The organism is Rhodospirillales bacterium, from assembly GCA_016699855.1.
Taxonomy (GTDB): domain Bacteria; phylum Pseudomonadota; class Alphaproteobacteria; order Reyranellales; family Reyranellaceae.
In genome coordinates, this window is sequence record CP064988.1 from 1 (window position 1) to 16,609 (window position 16,609).

A 16,609-nucleotide genomic window follows, 5' to 3' on the forward strand; every position below is an offset into this window, starting at 1 on the left:
GGCGCCAAGCGCTGTGACATGGACAGGATCGACGAGCGCGACGACGCGCGCAAGCGGAACGACGGGCTGGCCGCGCTCGAGGGCGAGGTGCGCCGCGATCTCGAGCGGCTCAATCTCCCCGCCGCGGATTGGACGCGGCCGGGCGGGCCGGCGGTGGGCGATCCGACGTCCTCGTCGTCGGCGCCGGCATGTGCGGCCAGACCGCGGCGTTCGGGCTCCTCCGCGACGGCGTCCGAAAGCTGCGCCTCGTCGACCGCGCGCCGCCCGGCCTCGAGGGACCGTGGGGCACCTACGCGCGGATGGAGACGCTGCGCTCGCCGAAGCACCTCACCGGCCCCGACCTTGGCATCCCGTCGCTGACCTTCCGCGCTTGGTACGAGGCGCTGCACGGCGCCGACGGCTGGGCGTCGCTCTACAAGGTCTGGCGCCTGGACTGGCTTCGCTATCTTGTCTGGGTACGGCGAATGGTCGGCCTCACCGTCGAGAGCGGCGTCGAAATGCTGTCCCTGACCGTCGAGGGCGGCGCGCCGCGCGTCGAGCTTCGTACGCCCGCCGGCGTCGAGACGGTCCGGCCGCGGAAGGTCGTGCTCGCGCTCGGCCGCGACGGCAGCGGCGCCTCTCGCTGGCCGCGCTTCGCGTCGTTCGAGCCGGAATCGCCGCACGCGCGTGGACGCGTGTTCCATACGTCCGACGACATCGATTTCACGGCGTTGCGCGGCAAGCGGATCGGCGTGCTGGGCGCCGGCGCCTCCGCGTTCGACAACGCCGGCTGCGCCTTGGAAGCCGGCGCGGCTGAAGTAACGATGTTCGCGCGCCGGCCTGCCCTGCCGCAGGTCAACAAATCCAAAGCCGCCTCGTTCCCGGGCTTCCAGCGCGGCTACGCCGGCCTGCCGGACGACCTGCGCTGGCGCTTCACCACCTATTTGTTCGACGAGCAGTCGCCGCCGCCGCACGAATCGGTGCTCCGGTGCGATCGACACGACGGATTCTCCCTGCGGCTCGGCGAGACGTGGAGCGATCTTTCCATCGATCCCGACGGCGTGCGCGCGACCACGTCCGCCGGCGCGCGCCGTTTCGACGCGGTGATCATCGCGACCGGCTTCGACGTCGACGTGGCGGAGCGGCCCGAGCTGGAGTCGCTGCGCGAGCACGTCACGCTCTGGGCGCACCGTCGGCCGCCCGCCGAGGTCGCCGCCTATCCCGACGTGGCACGCTTCCCGTATCTCGGCCCGGCCTTCGAGTTCCTGCCGCGCGAACCCGGCGCCTGTCCCGGCCTGTCCGACATCCACGTGTTCAACTGGGGCAGCTACGTCAGCCTCGGCGCGCTGGCCGGCGACATCCCCGGCCTCGGTGTCGGCGCCACGCGGCTGGCCGACGCCATCGTCCGCGACCTGTTCGTCGCCGACGCGGAGGCCCATTGGCGCCGGTTGGTCGACCATGAGGATCCCGAGCTGGCCCCGACCCGCTACTTCGTGCCGCGCGAGCGGCGCTGACTGCGGCCCCCTGCGGTTGACAGCCGCCCCCGCGGCGCGGTCACCATGCGGCCGCGTTCCAACCAGCGTTCCGAGCCATGTCCACGCCGATCCCGTACTTCGACTGGGCCGCGCACCACGCCGGCCGGCGTCCCCACAGCCCGGCCATCCACGACCTGCACACCGGGCGGCGGCTGACCTACGCCCAGCTCGACCAGCGCGCCCGACGCCTCGCCGCGGCATTGCGGGCGATGGGCGCCGGCAGGGGCGAGCGGGTCGCGATCCTGTCGCCGAACGGGCCGGAGTTCTTCGAACTGCAGTTCGCCTGCGGCAAGAGCGGCGCGATCATGCTGCCGCTGAACTGGCGGCTGACGGTGCCCGAACTGGAGTACATCCTCGGCGATTCGTCGCCGAAGGTTCTGATCCACGATTCCGCCTTCGCGCCGCAGGCGCGCGAGCTGAAGGCGCGCTGCGGCATCGCGCATCTTCTGGAGGTCGACATCGACCGCGCCGACTCGACGTACGAGCGCGCGTTGCTGGCGGCCGAGGACCGGTCCGCGACCGCGGCGCTGTCCCACGACGACGTCGCGATGGTGATGTACACGTCGGGCACGACCGGCCATCCCAAGGGCGCGATCATCACGCACGGGATGAATTTCTGGAACTGCGTGAACCTCGGCATCCCCGCCTCGATCTCGCCCGCGACCCGGCAGCTCGTGATCCTGCCGCTGTTCCATACCGGCGGCCTGAACTGCTACGCCAACCCGGTGCTGCACGCCGGCGGCGCGATCCTGATCATGCGCGCGTTCGACCCCGGGCAGGCGCTGGACCATGTCTCCGATCCGGCGCTGGGCATCACGCACTTTTTCGGCGTGCCGGCGCCCTACCAGTTCATGATGCAGCACCCGAAATTCCAGGGCGCCGACCTGTCGCGGCTGCGGATCGCCGGCGTCGGCGGCGCACCCTGCGCGCTGGCCATCCTGGAGGGCTGGGCGGCGCGCGGCGTGCCGCTGGTCCAAGGCTGGGGCATGACCGAGACCAGCCCGGCCGGCACGATGCTCGACGCCGCGGACGCGGTGCGCAAGGTCGGCTCGGCCGGCAAGGCGCTGATGCATACCGCCATCCGCATCGTCGACGATCAGGGCGCCGACGTGCCCAAGGGCGCCATCGGCGAGCTGTGGACCAAAGGCCCGCACATCACGCCGGGCTACTGGAACAATCCCGACGCGACCGCCAAGGCGTTCGCCGACGGCTGGCTGCACACCGGCGACGCGGCGCGCGAGGACGAGGACGGCTTCATCTTCATCGTCGACCGCTGGAAGGACATGTACATCTCCGGCGGCGAGAACGTGTATCCGGCCGAGGTGGAGAACGTGCTGTTCCAGCTGCCGCAGGTGGCCGACGCCGCGATCATCGGCGTGCCCAACGAGCGCTGGGGCGAGGTCGGCAAGGCGGTGATCGTCGCGAAGGCCGGCGAGGCCTTGACCGAGGGCGAGGTGATCGCCCACTGCCTCGAGCGGCTGGCGAAGTTCAAGGTGCCGCAATCCGTGGAGTTCGTCGACGCCCTGCCGCGCAACGCCACCGGCAAGGTGCTCAAGCGCGAGCTGCGGCTGAGATACGTCGGCGCCGGCAAGCCCGCGATCAGCTGAGCGGCGCGCCCCGGCGGGCGCCGCCTCGGCCCGCTATCCGCCCGCCTTCCGGAACACCTCGACGCCGAGATAGGGCGTCAGCTCCTCGACCGTGTCGCGGCCGGCGGGCTGCAGGTCGATCCATAGCGCGGCATCGGCCAAGGCGCGCTCGTATGCGTCCGCCGGCACGTACCAGAACTCCGCCGACAGGCGTTCGACGAGATGATCGAACGCCTCACCATAGGCGACCCGGGTCGACCACCGCAGATCGGTGGCGTCGAACGGCACCGGCGCGCACCCGTTCCCGACGAAGCACGCGGCGATGTCGTGCCGATCCTGCGTTCCGAGAAACCGCCCTTTGAAGCCCATGGCGTCGAGCCTGTCGGCGAAACGGCGCCGGACGCGGTTGCCGAAGGCGCCACGCTCGCCGATGTGCACGACGCAGCCGCCCGGCCGCACCACGCGCACCAGCTCGGCGATCGCGAGCCGCCACTGGCGCACGTGCAGGAACAGTTTCGAGACGACGACCGCGTCGACGCTTCCGTCGACCTCGGCGAGCGCGGTGACATCGCCCACCCGGTAGGCCGCGCGCCATTCCGGGCGGCACTTCGCGCGCGCCACCTCCAGCATCGCGGCGGAGATGTCGACACCGCGCACGCGGTAGCCCATCGCGGCGAGCGGCACGGAGACCTGTCCCGTGCCACACCCGGCATCGAGCACGGTTCCGGAGTCCGGCAGCAGGCCCCGCTCGCGCAGCCGCCGGTAACACGCCACGAGACTCTCCTCCGGCAACCGCCGGGTCGCGTCGTAGCGCGCGGCCACGCGCGAGTAGTCCGTGCTCGCCGGCGCCGGTGATTCCATCATGTCCGGCATGTCAGGCCGCCATCACCAGCCGGTGGACCGACGGCGAGAAGCCGAAACCGACGTAGAAGCGCTGGGCGTCGCGGTTGAAGTCGTGCACCGCGACCTCGATGTGCGTGGCGCGGCGCGCGCGCGCCCATTCCACGGCGGCGGACAGCAGCCGACGTCCGACGCGGCGGTTCCGCAGCTCCCCTCGCACGACGATGTCGTCGATCTCGAACACGCGGCGCGGCGCGGCGCCGGCGAAATCCCAGGGCGCGCGCGACTTGACCACGACGAGACCGGCGAGGCCCTCCATCGTCTGGGCGACGAGGATGGTCGAGGCCGGATCGGAGATCAGCCCGTCGACCAGCTCGCGCGAGCGCGGCGGCCCGGTGAAGGGCTGGAAATGGTCCGGCCGCGCCTCGCGATGGAGCGCGTCGAGCTCGTCGAACAGCGCGCACATGGCGGCGTGGTCCCGCACCGTGGCGGCGCGGATGCGCAGCGCCACGGGATCGGTGCTGACCACAAGCCGGGGGCGGCCCTCGGGCGCGCCGGCGTCGCGCGGCGTCGGATCTTGCGTGGAAGTTGTCTGCATATCGTCCTCCATCGGGCCGTACCGGCGGCCGGAGGACGTTCAAAAACACGAAAGCCGCCGGACCGCGGCGGCTTCGTTCAGGTCATGACCCTACGCGCCGCCCTATGTGAGGGTGGTAAAATACCAATAGTTGCGGGCGCATCTGGCGATCATGGGCGCAATTTTATCGATCCGGTCGATCCACGTCAATGCCGTCGCCCTTGGAACCCCGAGACTTACTTATGCACGCCGCAGTGTATGGGAGGACGCCATGACGAGGATCGCGACACCGCAGCTCACCCACATGGCGCTCTACGCCCGCGACTGCCGCCGGCTCGCGACGTTCTACGCTGAAGTCGTCGGTCTGGTCGTGTCCGACGAAGGGTACAGCGAACGCGCACGCGCCGATTTCGTGTTCATGACGGCCGATCCGGAGAAACACCATCAGTTCGTCGTCGTGTCGGGCCGGGGGCCCGACGCCCCGACCACTGTCAACCAGGTCTCGTTCATCGTCGACTCGCTCGCCGCCGTGCGCGCCGTCCACGACCGCGCCAGGGACGCCGGCGCCAAGGGAATCCGGCCGGTCAGCCACGGCAATGCCCTGTCGGTCTACTTCGAGGATCCAGAGGGCAACACGGTCGAGATCTACTGCGATACCCCGTGGTACGTCCCGCAGCCGTTCGGCGTGCCGATCGACCTGTCCGAAACGGACCACGCGATCATGGCGCGGACGGAGGCGCTGTGCCGCGCGACCCCGGTTTCAAGACCCGCGCCGCGTGGATCGAGGAGTTGTCGGGACGCATCAAGGCCCGGCTCGCGGCGCGCTGATCCGCGGTCGTCAGCGGAACGCGAACTCGCGGTAGCCCTCGGCCGCCACCTTGTCGACGATCCGGCGGTACTGCACGGCGCCGCCGTAGTAGCCGAGCGTGCGGCGAACGTCCCGCCCCTCCACGTTGCGGTTGATGCCGGTCTGCCAGGAGTTGACGTGGCTGAACAGCAGTCCGGAGGCGGCGTCCTCCACTTGGCGGGCCCATTCCTCGACCGCCTCCGGTCGCGGCTCGACGCGCGTCAGACCGTGCGCGCGCATGTGCCGGATCAGGCCGGTCACCCAGTCGACGATCTCCTCGATGTTGCGGGGGATGTTGCCCCTGGCGGTATGCGGCCCCAGCACCATCAGCAGATTGGGAAACCCCTCCGGCTGCACGCCCAGAAGCGTGCGTGGCGTGCCGACCCAGTCGTCCTTCAAGCGCCGCCCGTTGGGGCCCCGGATGTCGATGCGGTCGTAGGGTCCGGTGACGCCGTCGAATCCGGTGGCGTAGATCAGCAGGTCGAACGCGAAGGATTCCGCGGAGGTCTTGATGCCCTCGGGAGTGATGCGCTCGATCGGTGTCTCGTTGATGTCGACGAGGCGGACGTTGTCCTGGTTGTAGACCTCGAAGTAATTGGTCTCGAGCGGCAGGCGCCGCGTGCCGAAGCCGTGGTTCTTGGGAATCAGCTTCTCGGCGACCGCCGGATCCTTCACGCGCTGGCGGATCTTCCGGGCCATGAAGGCGCTGGCGAGGTCGTTGGCCTTCGGATCGACCAGCACGTCCTGGAAATTGCCGACCCAGATGCCGAAACCCGGCTCCGAGTAAAGCTTCTCCCAGAACGCCTCCCGCTCCTCCGCCGACACCTCCAACGCCTTGCGCGGATCGGTGTTGTGGATGAAGCAGGTGCTGGTCTGGCGGCAACGCTCGAAGATCTCGTCGTAGCTGGCTTTGATCCGCTTCTGCTCCTCGTCCGTGATGCGCCTGTTGTGCAGCGGCGCCGCCCAGTTGGGCGTGCGCTGGAACACGGTCAGGTGCCCGACATCCTTCGCGATGGTCTGGATCGTCTGGATGGCCGTGGCGCCGGTGCCGATGATGCCGACGCGCTTGCCGCGGAGATCCACGCCGTCGTGCGGCCAGCGCGCGGTGTGGTAGGCCGGCCCGCGGAAGTCGTCGCGCCCGGGGATGTTCGGCAGCGTGTGCGCCGAGAGCGGACCGAGCGCGGTCACGAGCAGGCGGGATCGCGCCGTGCGGCCGTCCTCGAAGGTGATCGTCCACGTCGTCGTCGCGTCGTCGAAGCGCGCGGCCACCACGCGGCTGTTGAACGTGATGTCCCGGCGCAGGTCGAATTTGTCGGCGACGAAGTTCAGATAGCGCAGCGTGTCGGGTTGGGCCGAGAAATGCTCGGGCCAATCCCACTCCTGAAGCAGCTCCTTCGAGAAGGAGTAGCCGTAGGACCAGCTCTCGGAATCGAAGCGCGCGCCGGGGTAGCGGTTCCAGTACCAGGTGCCGCCCACGTCGGAGCCGGCCTCGTACACCTGGACCCGCATGCCCAGCTCGCGGAGCCGGTGGAGCTGGTACAGGCCGGCGACGCCGGCGCCGATGATGATGGCGTCGGGGTCGGTGGCTCGATCCTCCTTCAAGGCGCTCACGATCCCGCTCCCCGCCGCGTCCAACCGACCGTCCGTAGGGCCGGCGTCGCCCGGCGTCCCTACTCGGCCGCCTTCGCCATCGACTGCTTGAGGCCAGGCATCGTGAAGCCCAGCGCGTCGAGCTTGGCGACGACCGCCTTGCCGTCGGCGTCCGGCGTCTCGACCATCGGCGGCCGCACGGTGCGCCACGCCGGGTCGGCCCCGTAGTGGGCCGTGACGTACTTGAGCGCCGGGATCATCACGTAGGTCGCCATGACGCCGCGCACGTCGTTGATCTTCTTCTGCAGCGCGTCGGCCTCGGCGGTGCCGACCTTGGCGTAGGTCTCGGCGATCGGGCCCGGGTTGATGTTGGCGGTGGCGCTGATGCAGCCCGCGCCGCCCGATTTCACGTTGTCGACCAGCGGCTTCTCGTTGCCCGAGAACACGTCGAAACCGTCCTTGGCGAAGGCGTCGATCATGCTCTTGGTGTGCGGCCAGTCGTCGGAGCTGTCCTTCATGCCGGCGACCTGGTCCGGATATGCCTTCAGGAGCCGCTCGACCAGCTTGTGCGTGATCGGAACCTGGGCGACCGGCGGGATGTGGTAGAGGTAGATCCGCAGCTTGGCGTCGCCGACGCGCTGGATGACCTCCGAGAAGTGCCGGAACAGGCCCTCGTCGCTGACGCCCTTGTAGTAGAATGGCGGCAGCATCAGGACGCCGGAGACACCATGCCTGGTGGCGTGCGCGGTGACCTTCGCCGTCTCGGTGATCGAGCAGGCGCCGGTGCCGGGCATCATGCGGGCGGGATCGACGCCGCCGGCGACCAGCGCGTCGAGCAGCGCCATGCGCTCGTCGGCCGACATCGAGTTGGCCTCGCTATTGGTGCCGAACACCGCCAGCCCGCAATTCTGGCTGTTCAGCCATTTGCAGTGCGCCACGAAGCGCGGCACGTCCGGGCTGAGGTCGGCCTTGAACGGCGTGACGACGGGCGACAGGACGCCCTTGATGCGCGGCTGGGCCATGGAAGCTCCTAACGAAGGGTCGCAGGCTGGATTGCCACGCCGGACGGGCGCCGTCCAGAGCGCTTGCGGTCCGGACGGACAGGCGACACGATCCGACGCGAATCCGGTCGTTTCGAGCGCCGCCGCGCTCCCGAACGGTCGCCTTCCGCGGGCGCGTACCCCACCGCGGTGGAGCGTTGTCGCCATCGAAGGAGACGGCCGTGGCTCAGAAACTCAGCTTGTCCGGGCATCCGATCCTGCCGGACGACGGCGTCGCGGGCACGCTGGTCGGCCGGGTCTGGCGCCCGGCGCACGGTGCGACGCCGGCCGGGCCGAGCGTCGTGGCCATCCGTGCGGAGGGCGTCTTCGACATCTCCCGCGCCGTGCCGACGATCGCCGATCTGCTGGCGCATACCGATTCGGCCGGGCTCGTGGCCGGCGCCGCCGGCGAGCGCGTCGGCTCGCTCGACGAGATCGTCGCCAACACCACGGCGGACCGGCCCTCGCCCGCCCTGCCCACGCTGCTCGCGCCGGTCGACCTCCAAGCCGTGAAGGCGGCCGGCGTGACCTTCGCCGTCAGCCTGCTTGAGCGTCTGATCGAGGAGCAGGCCAAGGGCGACCCGGCGCGCGCGGCGGCCGTCCGCGCCGATCTGGGCACGGCGATCGGGGGCGATATCGCGCGCGTCAAACCGGGTTCGGCCGACGCGGAGAAGCTCAAGCAGGCGTTGATCGCCAAGGGCATGTGGTCGCAGTACCTCGAGGTCGGCATCGGTCCGCACGCCGAGATCTTCACCAAGGCGCCGCCGATGGCCTCCGTTGGCTACGGCGCCGAGGTCGGCCTGCGCGACGACGCGGAATGGACCAACCCCGAACCCGAGGTGGTGCTCGTTGTCGCGCCGGACGGCCGCATCGTCGGCGCAACGCTCGGCAACGACGTCAATCTGCGCGACATCGAAGGCCGTAGCGCCCTGCTCCTGGGCAAGGCGAAGGACAACAACGGATCCTCGGCCATCGGGCCTTTCATCCGCCTGTTCGACGCCACCTACTCGCTCGACGACGTGCGCCGGGCCGAGGTCTCGCTGGAGATCACCGGCACCGACCAGTTCCGCCTCACCGGACGCAGCGATCTCACCCAGATCAGTCGGGATCCCGCCGAACTGGTGGCGCAGACCATCGGCGCCAACCATCAGTACCCCGACGGCGTCGTGCTCTACACCGGCACGCTGTTCGCGCCGACCCAGCAGCGCGGGTCCGGCGGCAAGGGCTTCACACACGAGATCGGCGACATCGTGGTGATCCGCTCGCCCAAGCTCGGCGCGCTGGTCAACCGGGTGAACCTCTGCAAGGACATTCCGCCGTGGACGTTCGGCGCCCGCGACCTGATGCGCAACCTCGCGGCCCGTGGCCTGCTGTGACATGCATCCCGTAGCCGCGGCGCTCGAGCGCGAACCGCTGCGCAACATCGTGCTGTTGAAGCATCTCGAGGCGTTTCCCGACCACACCACGGCGCACCGCGTCGAACGCGACGGACGGGCCGCGACGCTGGTGCTGCTGGAGGTCGCGGCGAGCGCCTACGACCGGCGGACCTACCCGTCGGCGCGCCACGCCGCGCTCATCTCCAGCGACCACCCCGATCTCACGCGCGCCCTGCTGGGCGCGATCCCGCGGGGCGATGGCGTGGTGTTCAAGCTGACCAGCGATGCCGACCGCGCCGCCGTCGACGCGGAATTCTCCCCGCTCCGGCGCACCACCGCCGTCCTCTCCTTCACCGCGGCTTCCCCCTACGCGCCGGACGCCCGGGCGCGCGTGACCACGGAACCGACGGAGGCGATGTACGCCATCTTCGAATCGCAGAAGCACGACCGGGACTGGCTCGAACCCCTCCTCCGTTCCGGCCGCGCATTCACCTGCGCGATCGAACGGAACGGGCGGCCACTGGCCGCGTGCTTCGCCTTCGAGAACCACCGCACGGTCTGGGAGATCGGCGGCGTTTTCACGCCACCGGAGGGGCGTGGACGGGGATACGCCGCCGGCGTGGTCCGGACGGCGCTCGCCGAGCTGGGTGCCCGCGGTCTGATCCCGCGCTACCAGGTGCACGACGACAACCTGCCCTCGATCCGCCTCGCCGAGTCCATCGGCCTCGGACGGTTCCTTGAGATCACGCACTTCCAGCACACGCCCGAGGGAGGCGCCCGATGACGTCCGAACTCTGGCGGCTGCCAGCCGACGCCCTGCGCGGCATGATCGTGCGCAAGGAGGTCTCGCCGGTCGAGGTGACGGCGGCGGTTCTCGCCCGCGCCGATGTCGCGCAGGCGAAGCTGAACTGTTTCGTGACGCTGTGCCATGAGGAGGCGATGCGCGCGGCCCGCGCGGCCGAGGCGGCGGTCATGCGGGGCGGCGCGTTACCGCCGCTGCTCGGGGTGCCCTACCACGTCAAGGACCTGGTCAACACCGCCGGCGTGCGGACGACCTACGGATCGCTGCTGCACGAGCACAACGTGCCGGCCGAGGACGCCGTGGCGGCCGCGCGGATGAAGGCGGCCGGCGGCATCCTGATCGGCAAGACCACGACGCCGGAGTTCGGACACAAGTCGCTGACCGACGGCCCTGCGTTCGGCCGCACCGCCAACGCCTGGGACCGGACGCGCACCGCCGGCGGCTCCAGCGGCGGCGCGGCGGCCGCGATCGCCGCCGGTGCGGCGCCCATCGGCATCGCCACCGACGGCGGCGGCTCGACGCGCGTCCCGGCGGCGTGCAACGGGCTGGTCGGCCTCAAGCAGAGCAACGGCGTGATACCGCACAGCCAGGTCGCGGACGCCTTCGGCAACCACACCTACGTGACGCCCCTCAGCCGCACGGTCATGGATACCGCGCTGATGCTCCAGGCGATGGCCGGCGAGGACGCCAGCGACCCCTGGTCGATCGGCGTGCCGGTGCCGGACTTCGTCGCGGCCGCGCGGCCCGAAGGCGATCTGCGCGGCCGCCGCGTGCTGTGGTCGATGACGCTCGGCAACGAGGTCGTGGCGCGCGACGTCCGCGTGGCGGTCGAACGCTCATTGCGTGTCCTCGAATCGCTGGGCGCGACGCTGGAGGAACTGCGCGAAGCGCCGCCGTCGATGTACGAGGCATGGCAGGTCATCAACCACGGCACGTGGCGGGCGCGCTTCGCCGACATGGTGGCGCGCCATGGCAACGAGATGACGCCGTCGCTGGTGCGCCAGGTGCAGCAGGCGGCCGACTGGACGGCGGAGGACTACCAGAAGGCGATGTTCACCCGCGCCGCGCTGTTCCGCTGGTTCCAGGGCAAGCTCGCGGCGTTCGACCACATCGTCACCCCGACCCTGTCGCGCACCGCCCTGCCGATCGAGCAGGACCTGTTCGATCCGATCGAGATCGACGGAAGCGTCGTCGGCGAGCTGCGCACCAGCCTGTTCCCCTACACGATGCCCTTCAACATCACCGGCCATCCCGCGATCAGCCTGCCCTGCGGCTTCGCCACCGACGGATTGCCCATCGGGCTCCACGTCGTCGGCCGCTTCCGCGACGAGCCCTCCCTCCTGCGGACGGCCGCGTTGTACGAGCGCGCCGACAGCCATCTCGACCGCTGGCCCGATCTCTGACCCGATGATCCCCGATCTGGAGACGCCGCGCCTGCGGCTGCGCGCGCTGACGCTGGACGACGCCGCCGCGACGCAGCTTCTGTTTCCGCATTGGGAGGTCGTGCGCCATCTCAACGCCCGCGTGCCATGGCCCTATCCCGACGACGGCGCGCTGAACTTCTACCTCGACGTCGAGCTGCCGGCGATGGCGCGGGGCGAGCACTGGACGTGGGCCATCCGGCTCAAAGATGGAGCTGACCACCACATCGGCGTCATCGGGCTGATGGCCGGCGAGAACGACAACCGGGCCTTCTGGCTGGCGCTGCCGTGGCATGGACAGGGATTGATGACCGAGGCCTGCGGACCGGTCACCGAATTCTGGTTCGGCGCGCTGGGCTTCGAGCGGCTGCGCATCCCCAAAGCCGTCGCCAACACGGCGTCGCGCCGCGTCTCCGTGAAGCAGGGCATGCGCGTGGTCGCGACCGAGGACCGCGACTTCGTCGAAGGCCGTCTACCGGCCGAGATCTGGGAGCTGACGCGCGGCGATTGGAACGCCGGCCGACGGGCCTAGGCCGGACGGTCGCCGGCCAGCGTGATGCGGTGGAGGACGCGCTTGAAGCCGTGATAGTCGTTGATCGGATTGTGCATGGCGCAGCGGTTGTCCCAGAACGCCAGCGACCCGGGCCGCCAGACGAACCGGCAGGTGAATTCCGGCCTGATCTGGTGGTGAAACAGGAAATCGAGCAGACCGTGGCTCTCCCTCTCCGTCCACCCTTCGAAGCGGACGGTGTGGCCGACGTTGAGGAACAGCGCCTTTCGCCCGGTTTCGGGGTGCGTGCGCACGACGGGATGCGCGGCCTCGAGCGTCTTCTGCGTCTCGCCGGCCGCCTTCAGCCGGTCCTCGCGCGTTTTGGAGGCGTCGGCTTTGAGCGACGAACTGATGCCGACGAGGCCATCGAGCATCGCCCGCATGCCCTGGGAGAGCGTCTCGTAGGCGAGGTATTGGTTGGCGAACTCCGTGTCGCCGCCGTGCGGTGGAATCTCCCGGGCCAGCAGCATGCTCGCCATCGGCGGCCGCTCCAGATAGGTCGTGTCGGAGTGCCAGACGCCGCCGAAGTTCGTCCGCTCGTGTTCCAGTTTCACCACGGGCGTGATCACCGGGCATTCCGGCAGCCCCTTGAGCTGCGGATACTCGACCGGCTCGCCGAACCGCCGCGCGAACGCCAGCTGGCGTTGCGGCGTCATCTCCTGGTCGCGGAAGAACACCACGAGGTGGTCGAGCCAGGCCTGGCGCAGCTCCGCGACCACGTCGTCGGCCAGATCGGCCGCGAGGTCGACGCCGTGGATCTCGGCGCCGAGCGCTCCGGCGACCGGCCGCACGTCGATATGACGGTAATTGCGTCGGATCGACTGGCTCATGATCGCTCTCCGGAGGCGCCGTCGCGGGCCCAAGGCGGTAGTTTCTTGTCGAGGAACGCGCGCATGCCTTGATGTGTGTCAGGGCGCCGCAGCAGCGCGACCAGCTCGTGCGCGGCGGCGTCCAGCACCTCGGAATCGCCAGCGACGGCGCAGGCGCGCGCGATGCGCTTCACGGCGGCCACGGCGGGCGGGGAATTGCGGCGCAAGTCGTCGAGCACGCCGGCCAGCGCCGCCTCCGCCTCCATGGCGCTCGCGCATAGATGCCGCCCGATCCCCAGCCGGTATGCCTCGCGCGCGTCGACCACCCGCCCGGTCACGGCCAGATCGCGCAACGGGCCGGCGCCGATGCGGCGGGCGATGAACGGCAGCACCTGCGAGGGGATGAATCCGGCGCGCGGCTCCGGCACGCCGAACCGGGCGGTCTCGCGCAGGATCACGACGTCGGAGCAGCACGCCATGCCGAACCCGCCGCCGACCGCCGGACCATCGACGATGGAGATCACCGGCACCGCCAGCGCGTCCAACTCCATCAACGTGCGGCCGAAACCGCGGTAGGGCTCGTAGAGCGGATCCGGGTCACCCGCCGCCGGCGCCGCCGGCAGATCCCGCATCGCCCCGATGTCACCGCCGGCGCAGAACGCGCCGCCGCTTCCGCGCAGCACCAGCGCCCGCACCGCGCCCGACGTCCGCACGCGCCCGAGCGCATCGGCGATCTCGCCCATCATGGCGTGGGTCAGCGCGTTGCGACGTTCCGGCCTGTTGAACGTGATCGACGCCACGTCGCCGTCCAGCGAGAAAAGAATAGAGTCGTAGCGCGGCGCTCCGGACATGGGCAGAGTATATAGCCGAGACTTCGAATCACGGGTACCCGTCCGCCGCATGACCGCCATCGCCGCCGCCCCGCGTTTCCGCCGCGCCGTCGCGGTCCTCGGCCTGCTCGCCGTCTGCGGCGTGGTGCGACCGGCCGCCGCGCAGGCGCCGTCGACCCCCGCGGCCGGCCCCCAACGCATCCACGGCATCTACATGAACGGCTGCATCGCCGGTGCCCAGCCGCTGCCCCTGGAAGGGCCTGGCTACGAGGTCATCCGCGTCAGCCGCAACCGCTACTGGGGCCACGCGCGCGCGGTGGAGTTCGTGCGCGAATTCGGCCGCGCGATCGACCGGCTCGGCCTGTCGCACGTCTATATCGGCGACATCTCGCAGCCGCGCGGCGGACGCATGAGCTTCGGCCATGCCAGCCATCAGGTCGGCCTCGACATCGACATCTGGTTCGAACAGTCCAAGCGGCCCCGCATACCGGTGGCGAAGCGCGAGGAGCCCGTCCTGCGGTCCCTCGTGCTGAAGGGCGAGGCCGGTATCGACGACGCCGTCTGGCAGCCAGCCCACGCCATCCTGCTGCGGACCGCAGCGCAGGCGCCGGAAGTCGACCGGATATTCGTCAATAAGTGGATCAAGCACCGCCTGTGCGAGACCACGACAGGCGACCGCGCGTGGCTGCGCAAGATCGTGCCGTGGTACTACCACGACGCCCATTTCCACGTCCGTCTGCACTGCCCGCCGGGCGACCGCGGCTGCGTCGCGCAGGCGCCGGTGCCTTCCGGCGACGGCTGCGGCAAGGCGCTGGCGGACTGGTTCGCCCTGCCCGATCCGAGCACGCTGCCGCAGGGACCGGCCATTCGACCGCCGAAGCCGCCAGCGGCGTGCGAAACGGTCCTGGCGGGGCCTTAGTCGGACGCCCGCCGTCAGCCGACGATCGCCTGCGGCGCCCGAGCGCGGGTTCGATCGCGGCGCGCTGGGCCGCCGACGCCGGCGGAATCGGAGCGCGCGGAACCCCGGCGTCGATCCCTTGGAGCGACTGGGCGAAACGCGCGCACGCCGGCAGATTGTCGCCGACGGCGCCGTTCCACACCGGCAGCAGCGCGCGGTGCGACGCGCGCGCCCGGGCGTGGTCGCCGGCCCTCACGGCGTCCCACAAGCGCCACGCAGGCCCCGGGCGCGGCGGTGAGGATCGCCGCGACCGGCCCATGGGCACCGAGCGCGAACACCGAGTACAGCAGGTCGTCGACGGCGCTGAAGATCAGCCGGTCGGGCGGCGCGTCGATCATCAGGTCGGCGAAGAGCTTGAGGTCGCCGCCACTCTGCTTGACCCCGGCGACGCCGGGAACCTCGCGGAAGATGCGGCACCAGAGCGCCGGCGACAGGTATGTCCACGGCACGGCGTTGTCGATGATGATCGGCACGCCGGTGTCTCGGCCGCCACGACGGGGAAATGCTCGACCATCGCGTCGTCGGTCGGCCGGATCAGGTAGTGCACCGGAGTCACCTGGAGCGCCACCGCTTTCATGTCGCGCAGCGCCTCGCCGCGGATGACGCCGCGCGCGTGCTCTCGACGATGATGCCGCCGACCACCGGCACCCGCCCGGCCGCCTAGACCTTGGCCGCGATCAGGTCGCGGCACTCGGCACCCTCCGGCGCGTGACCGTCGCCGGCGGCTACCAGCCGATCGATCTGCGCCTTGACCTTCGACAACTCGATGTCGCCCGCCGTGGTGAACGGCGTCGTGGTTGGCGCGATGATCCCCCGCAGGGTCATCGCGCTTCCGTCCCTCGTTCCTGGATGCGGAGTCTAGAGCAGATTCCCGTTAATCGCAGCCGTAGCCTGCATGGGCGAAGAAGTTTTGACAGTCCTGCGGCTTGAAGCTCCGTAGAGCGTCCGCGGTGGCGGCCTCGAGGGTGTCGATGGTCCTGGCCGCGAGCTTGCGGACGTGCGCCTTGAGCTTGGCGAAGGCGTTCTCGATGGGGTTGAGATCCGGGGAGTAGGGCGGCAGGTAGAGCGGCGTCGCGCCGCTGGCCTCGATGGCCTGCCTGACGCCGGAGACCTTGTGGGCGGCGAGGTTGTCCATCACGACGATGTCGCCCGGGCGCAGGGCCGGGGCCAGCATCCGCTCGCACCATGCCCGGAAGGCGTCGCCGTCCATCGGCCCGTCGAGGACCATCGGGGCGAGGAAGCCGGCCAGCGTCAGCCCGCCGACGAAGGTCACGGTCTTCCAGTGTCCGTGGGGGATGGCGGCGCGGCAGCGCCGGCCTCTGGGCGCCCAGCCGCGCAGGCGCGCCATCTTGGTCGACAGCCCGCTCTCGTCGATGAACACCAGCTTCGCGGCGGCGAGGCCGGGCTGGCCTTCCAGCCACGCCCGCCGGGCCTCCTTCACGTCCGGACGCTCCCGCTCGCTGGCGTGCGCGGTCTTTTTATACGTCTGGCCGCGGCGGTCGAGGAACTTCCAGACCGCCGTCCGCACCACCCTCAACCCGCGCTCCGCCGCGAGCCGCTCGACCATCTCGTCGAGCGTCGTGTCGGGCTTCTCCTCCAGCGACCCCAGGATGAAGTCCGCGTGCGCGTCCAGCACCGAACCCTTCGGCTTGCCCTGCGCCGCCGGCCGCACGTCGCCCTGCGCGCGCTTCAGCCGGCCCCACGCGCCCGCCGTCGCCTTCCCGATCGAGAACCGGACCGCCGCCTCACCCGTCGACAGCCCGGCCTCCAACGCGGCGACCACCCGTTCCCGCAGATCCTGACTGTACGCCTTGCCCATCGGCCCCTCCGACATCCGTCGAGGAATCGAATCATCTCCACCTCGCCTTG

At 70.4% G+C, this 16,609-nt stretch carries 14 protein-coding genes and 2 pseudogenes; 8 read left to right on the forward strand and 8 right to left on the reverse strand.

Going from position 1 to position 16,609, the window contains the following annotated elements; genetic code table 11:
• Window positions 1-188 precede the first annotated feature (188 nt).
• Complete coding sequence (locus IPK81_00005; protein QQS12737.1) at window positions 189-1,493, forward strand: NAD(P)/FAD-dependent oxidoreductase; 1,305 nt, start codon at window positions 189-191, stop codon at window positions 1,491-1,493.
• 77 nt (window positions 1,494-1,570) lie between these two features.
• The gene (locus IPK81_00010; GenBank protein ID QQS12738.1) at window positions 1,571-3,121 is read left to right on the forward strand and encodes a long-chain fatty acid--CoA ligase; all 1,551 of its coding nucleotides are present in this window, start codon (window positions 1,571-1,573) and stop codon (window positions 3,119-3,121) included.
• 33 nt (window positions 3,122-3,154) lie between these two features.
• Here the strand turns inward: IPK81_00010 and IPK81_00015 are convergent, their stop codons facing one another.
• Together IPK81_00015 and IPK81_00020 are read right to left on the reverse strand one after the other, a co-directional pair.
• A complete protein-coding gene (locus IPK81_00015) occupies window positions 3,155-3,973 on the reverse strand; it encodes a methyltransferase domain-containing protein (GenBank protein QQS12739.1) in 819 nt (272 codons plus the stop codon).
• 1 nt (window position 3,974) lies between these two features.
• On the reverse strand, window positions 3,975-4,538 hold the full coding sequence (locus IPK81_00020; GenBank protein QQS12740.1) for a GNAT family N-acetyltransferase: 564 nt from the start codon (window positions 4,536-4,538) through the stop codon (window positions 3,975-3,977).
• 151 nt (window positions 4,539-4,689) lie between these two features.
• Here IPK81_00020 and IPK81_00025 point away from each other — a divergent pair.
• A pseudogene (locus tag IPK81_00025) lies at window positions 4,690-5,163 on the forward strand (VOC family protein).
• A gap of 192 nt (window positions 5,164-5,355) precedes the next feature.
• Here the strand turns inward: IPK81_00025 and IPK81_00030 are convergent.
• Together IPK81_00030 and IPK81_00035 are read right to left on the reverse strand one after the other, a co-directional pair.
• Complete coding sequence (locus IPK81_00030) at window positions 5,356-6,966, reverse strand: NAD(P)/FAD-dependent oxidoreductase (GenBank protein ID QQS14900.1); 1,611 nt, start codon at window positions 6,964-6,966, stop codon at window positions 5,356-5,358.
• A gap of 68 nt (window positions 6,967-7,034) precedes the next feature.
• Window positions 7,035-7,976, reverse strand: coding sequence for a dihydrodipicolinate synthase family protein (locus IPK81_00035; protein ID QQS12741.1), 942 nt, complete (start codon window positions 7,974-7,976; stop codon window positions 7,035-7,037).
• Between the two features lie 200 nt (window positions 7,977-8,176).
• On the opposite strand from IPK81_00035, the gene IPK81_00040 reads away from it, so the two are divergent.
• Genes IPK81_00040 through IPK81_00055 form a run of 4 tightly spaced genes read left to right on the forward strand, consistent with a single transcriptional unit; the run spans window position 8,177 to window position 12,125 of the window.
• A complete protein-coding gene (locus IPK81_00040; GenBank protein QQS12742.1) occupies window positions 8,177-9,370 on the forward strand; it encodes a fumarylacetoacetate hydrolase family protein in 1,194 nt (397 codons plus the stop codon).
• Window position 9,371: 1 nt separating this feature from the next.
• Window positions 9,372-10,154 (forward strand): GNAT family N-acetyltransferase, encoded by a 783-nt coding sequence (locus IPK81_00045; protein QQS12743.1) that lies wholly within the window; start codon window positions 9,372-9,374, stop codon window positions 10,152-10,154.
• Entirely contained in the window at window positions 10,151-11,575 is a 1,425-nt protein-coding gene (locus IPK81_00050) for an amidase (GenBank protein QQS12744.1), read from the forward strand. The genes IPK81_00045 and IPK81_00050 overlap by 4 nt, the downstream gene beginning before the upstream one ends.
• 4 nt (window positions 11,576-11,579) lie before the next feature.
• Window positions 11,580-12,125 (forward strand): GNAT family N-acetyltransferase, encoded by a 546-nt coding sequence (locus IPK81_00055; GenBank protein ID QQS12745.1) that lies wholly within the window; start codon window positions 11,580-11,582, stop codon window positions 12,123-12,125.
• Here IPK81_00055 and IPK81_00060 read toward each other — a convergent pair.
• The gene (locus IPK81_00060; protein ID QQS12746.1) at window positions 12,122-12,973 is read right to left on the reverse strand and encodes a TauD/TfdA family dioxygenase; all 852 of its coding nucleotides are present in this window, start codon (window positions 12,971-12,973) and stop codon (window positions 12,122-12,124) included. The genes IPK81_00055 and IPK81_00060 overlap by 4 nt on opposite strands.
• The gene (locus IPK81_00065) at window positions 12,970-13,803 is read right to left on the reverse strand and encodes an enoyl-CoA hydratase/isomerase family protein (GenBank protein QQS12747.1); all 834 of its coding nucleotides are present in this window, start codon (window positions 13,801-13,803) and stop codon (window positions 12,970-12,972) included. The genes IPK81_00060 and IPK81_00065 overlap by 4 nt, the downstream gene beginning before the upstream one ends.
• 49 nt (window positions 13,804-13,852) lie before the next feature.
• Between IPK81_00065 and mepA the strand changes: the two genes are divergently transcribed.
• Complete coding sequence (gene mepA / locus IPK81_00070; GenBank protein QQS12748.1) at window positions 13,853-14,701, forward strand: penicillin-insensitive murein endopeptidase; 849 nt, start codon at window positions 13,853-13,855, stop codon at window positions 14,699-14,701.
• Window positions 14,702-14,741: 40 nt separating this feature from the next.
• Here the strand turns inward: mepA and IPK81_00075 are convergent.
• Together IPK81_00075 and IPK81_00080 are read right to left on the reverse strand one after the other, a co-directional pair.
• Window positions 14,742-15,565, reverse strand: a pseudogene (locus IPK81_00075) (dihydrodipicolinate synthase family protein).
• A 49-nt stretch (window positions 15,566-15,614) separates the two neighbouring features.
• Window positions 15,615-16,559, reverse strand: coding sequence for an IS630 family transposase (locus IPK81_00080; GenBank protein QQS12749.1), 945 nt, complete (start codon window positions 16,557-16,559; stop codon window positions 15,615-15,617).
• Between the last annotated feature and the right edge of the window lie 50 nt (window positions 16,560-16,609).

What these genes read in the sequence shown, in the direction of transcription:
- IPK81_00005 (QQS12737.1), top strand. Translation starts at nt 189, where the DNA reads ATGTGCGGCCAGACCGCGGCGTTCGGGCTCCTCCGCGACGGCGTCCGA.
- IPK81_00015 (QQS12739.1), bottom strand. Translation starts at nt 3,973, where the DNA reads ATGCCGGACATGATGGAATCACCGGCGCCGGCGAGCACGGACTACTCG.
- IPK81_00010 (QQS12738.1), top strand. Translation starts at nt 1,571, where the DNA reads ATGTCCACGCCGATCCCGTACTTCGACTGGGCCGCGCACCACGCCGGC.
- IPK81_00020 (QQS12740.1), bottom strand. Translation starts at nt 4,538, where the DNA reads ATGCAGACAACTTCCACGCAAGATCCGACGCCGCGCGACGCCGGCGCG.
- mepA (QQS12748.1), top strand. Translation starts at nt 13,853, where the DNA reads ATGACCGCCATCGCCGCCGCCCCGCGTTTCCGCCGCGCCGTCGCGGTC.
- IPK81_00055 (QQS12745.1), top strand. Translation starts at nt 11,580, where the DNA reads ATGATCCCCGATCTGGAGACGCCGCGCCTGCGGCTGCGCGCGCTGACG.
- IPK81_00080 (QQS12749.1), bottom strand. Translation starts at nt 16,559, where the DNA reads ATGGGCAAGGCGTACAGTCAGGATCTGCGGGAACGGGTGGTCGCCGCG.
- IPK81_00035 (QQS12741.1), bottom strand. Translation starts at nt 7,976, where the DNA reads ATGGCCCAGCCGCGCATCAAGGGCGTCCTGTCGCCCGTCGTCACGCCG.
- IPK81_00060 (QQS12746.1), bottom strand. Translation starts at nt 12,973, where the DNA reads ATGAGCCAGTCGATCCGACGCAATTACCGTCATATCGACGTGCGGCCG.
- IPK81_00065 (QQS12747.1), bottom strand. Translation starts at nt 13,803, where the DNA reads ATGTCCGGAGCGCCGCGCTACGACTCTATTCTTTTCTCGCTGGACGGC.
- IPK81_00045 (QQS12743.1), top strand. Translation starts at nt 9,372, where the DNA reads ATGCATCCCGTAGCCGCGGCGCTCGAGCGCGAACCGCTGCGCAACATC.
- IPK81_00050 (QQS12744.1), top strand. Translation starts at nt 10,151, where the DNA reads ATGACGTCCGAACTCTGGCGGCTGCCAGCCGACGCCCTGCGCGGCATG.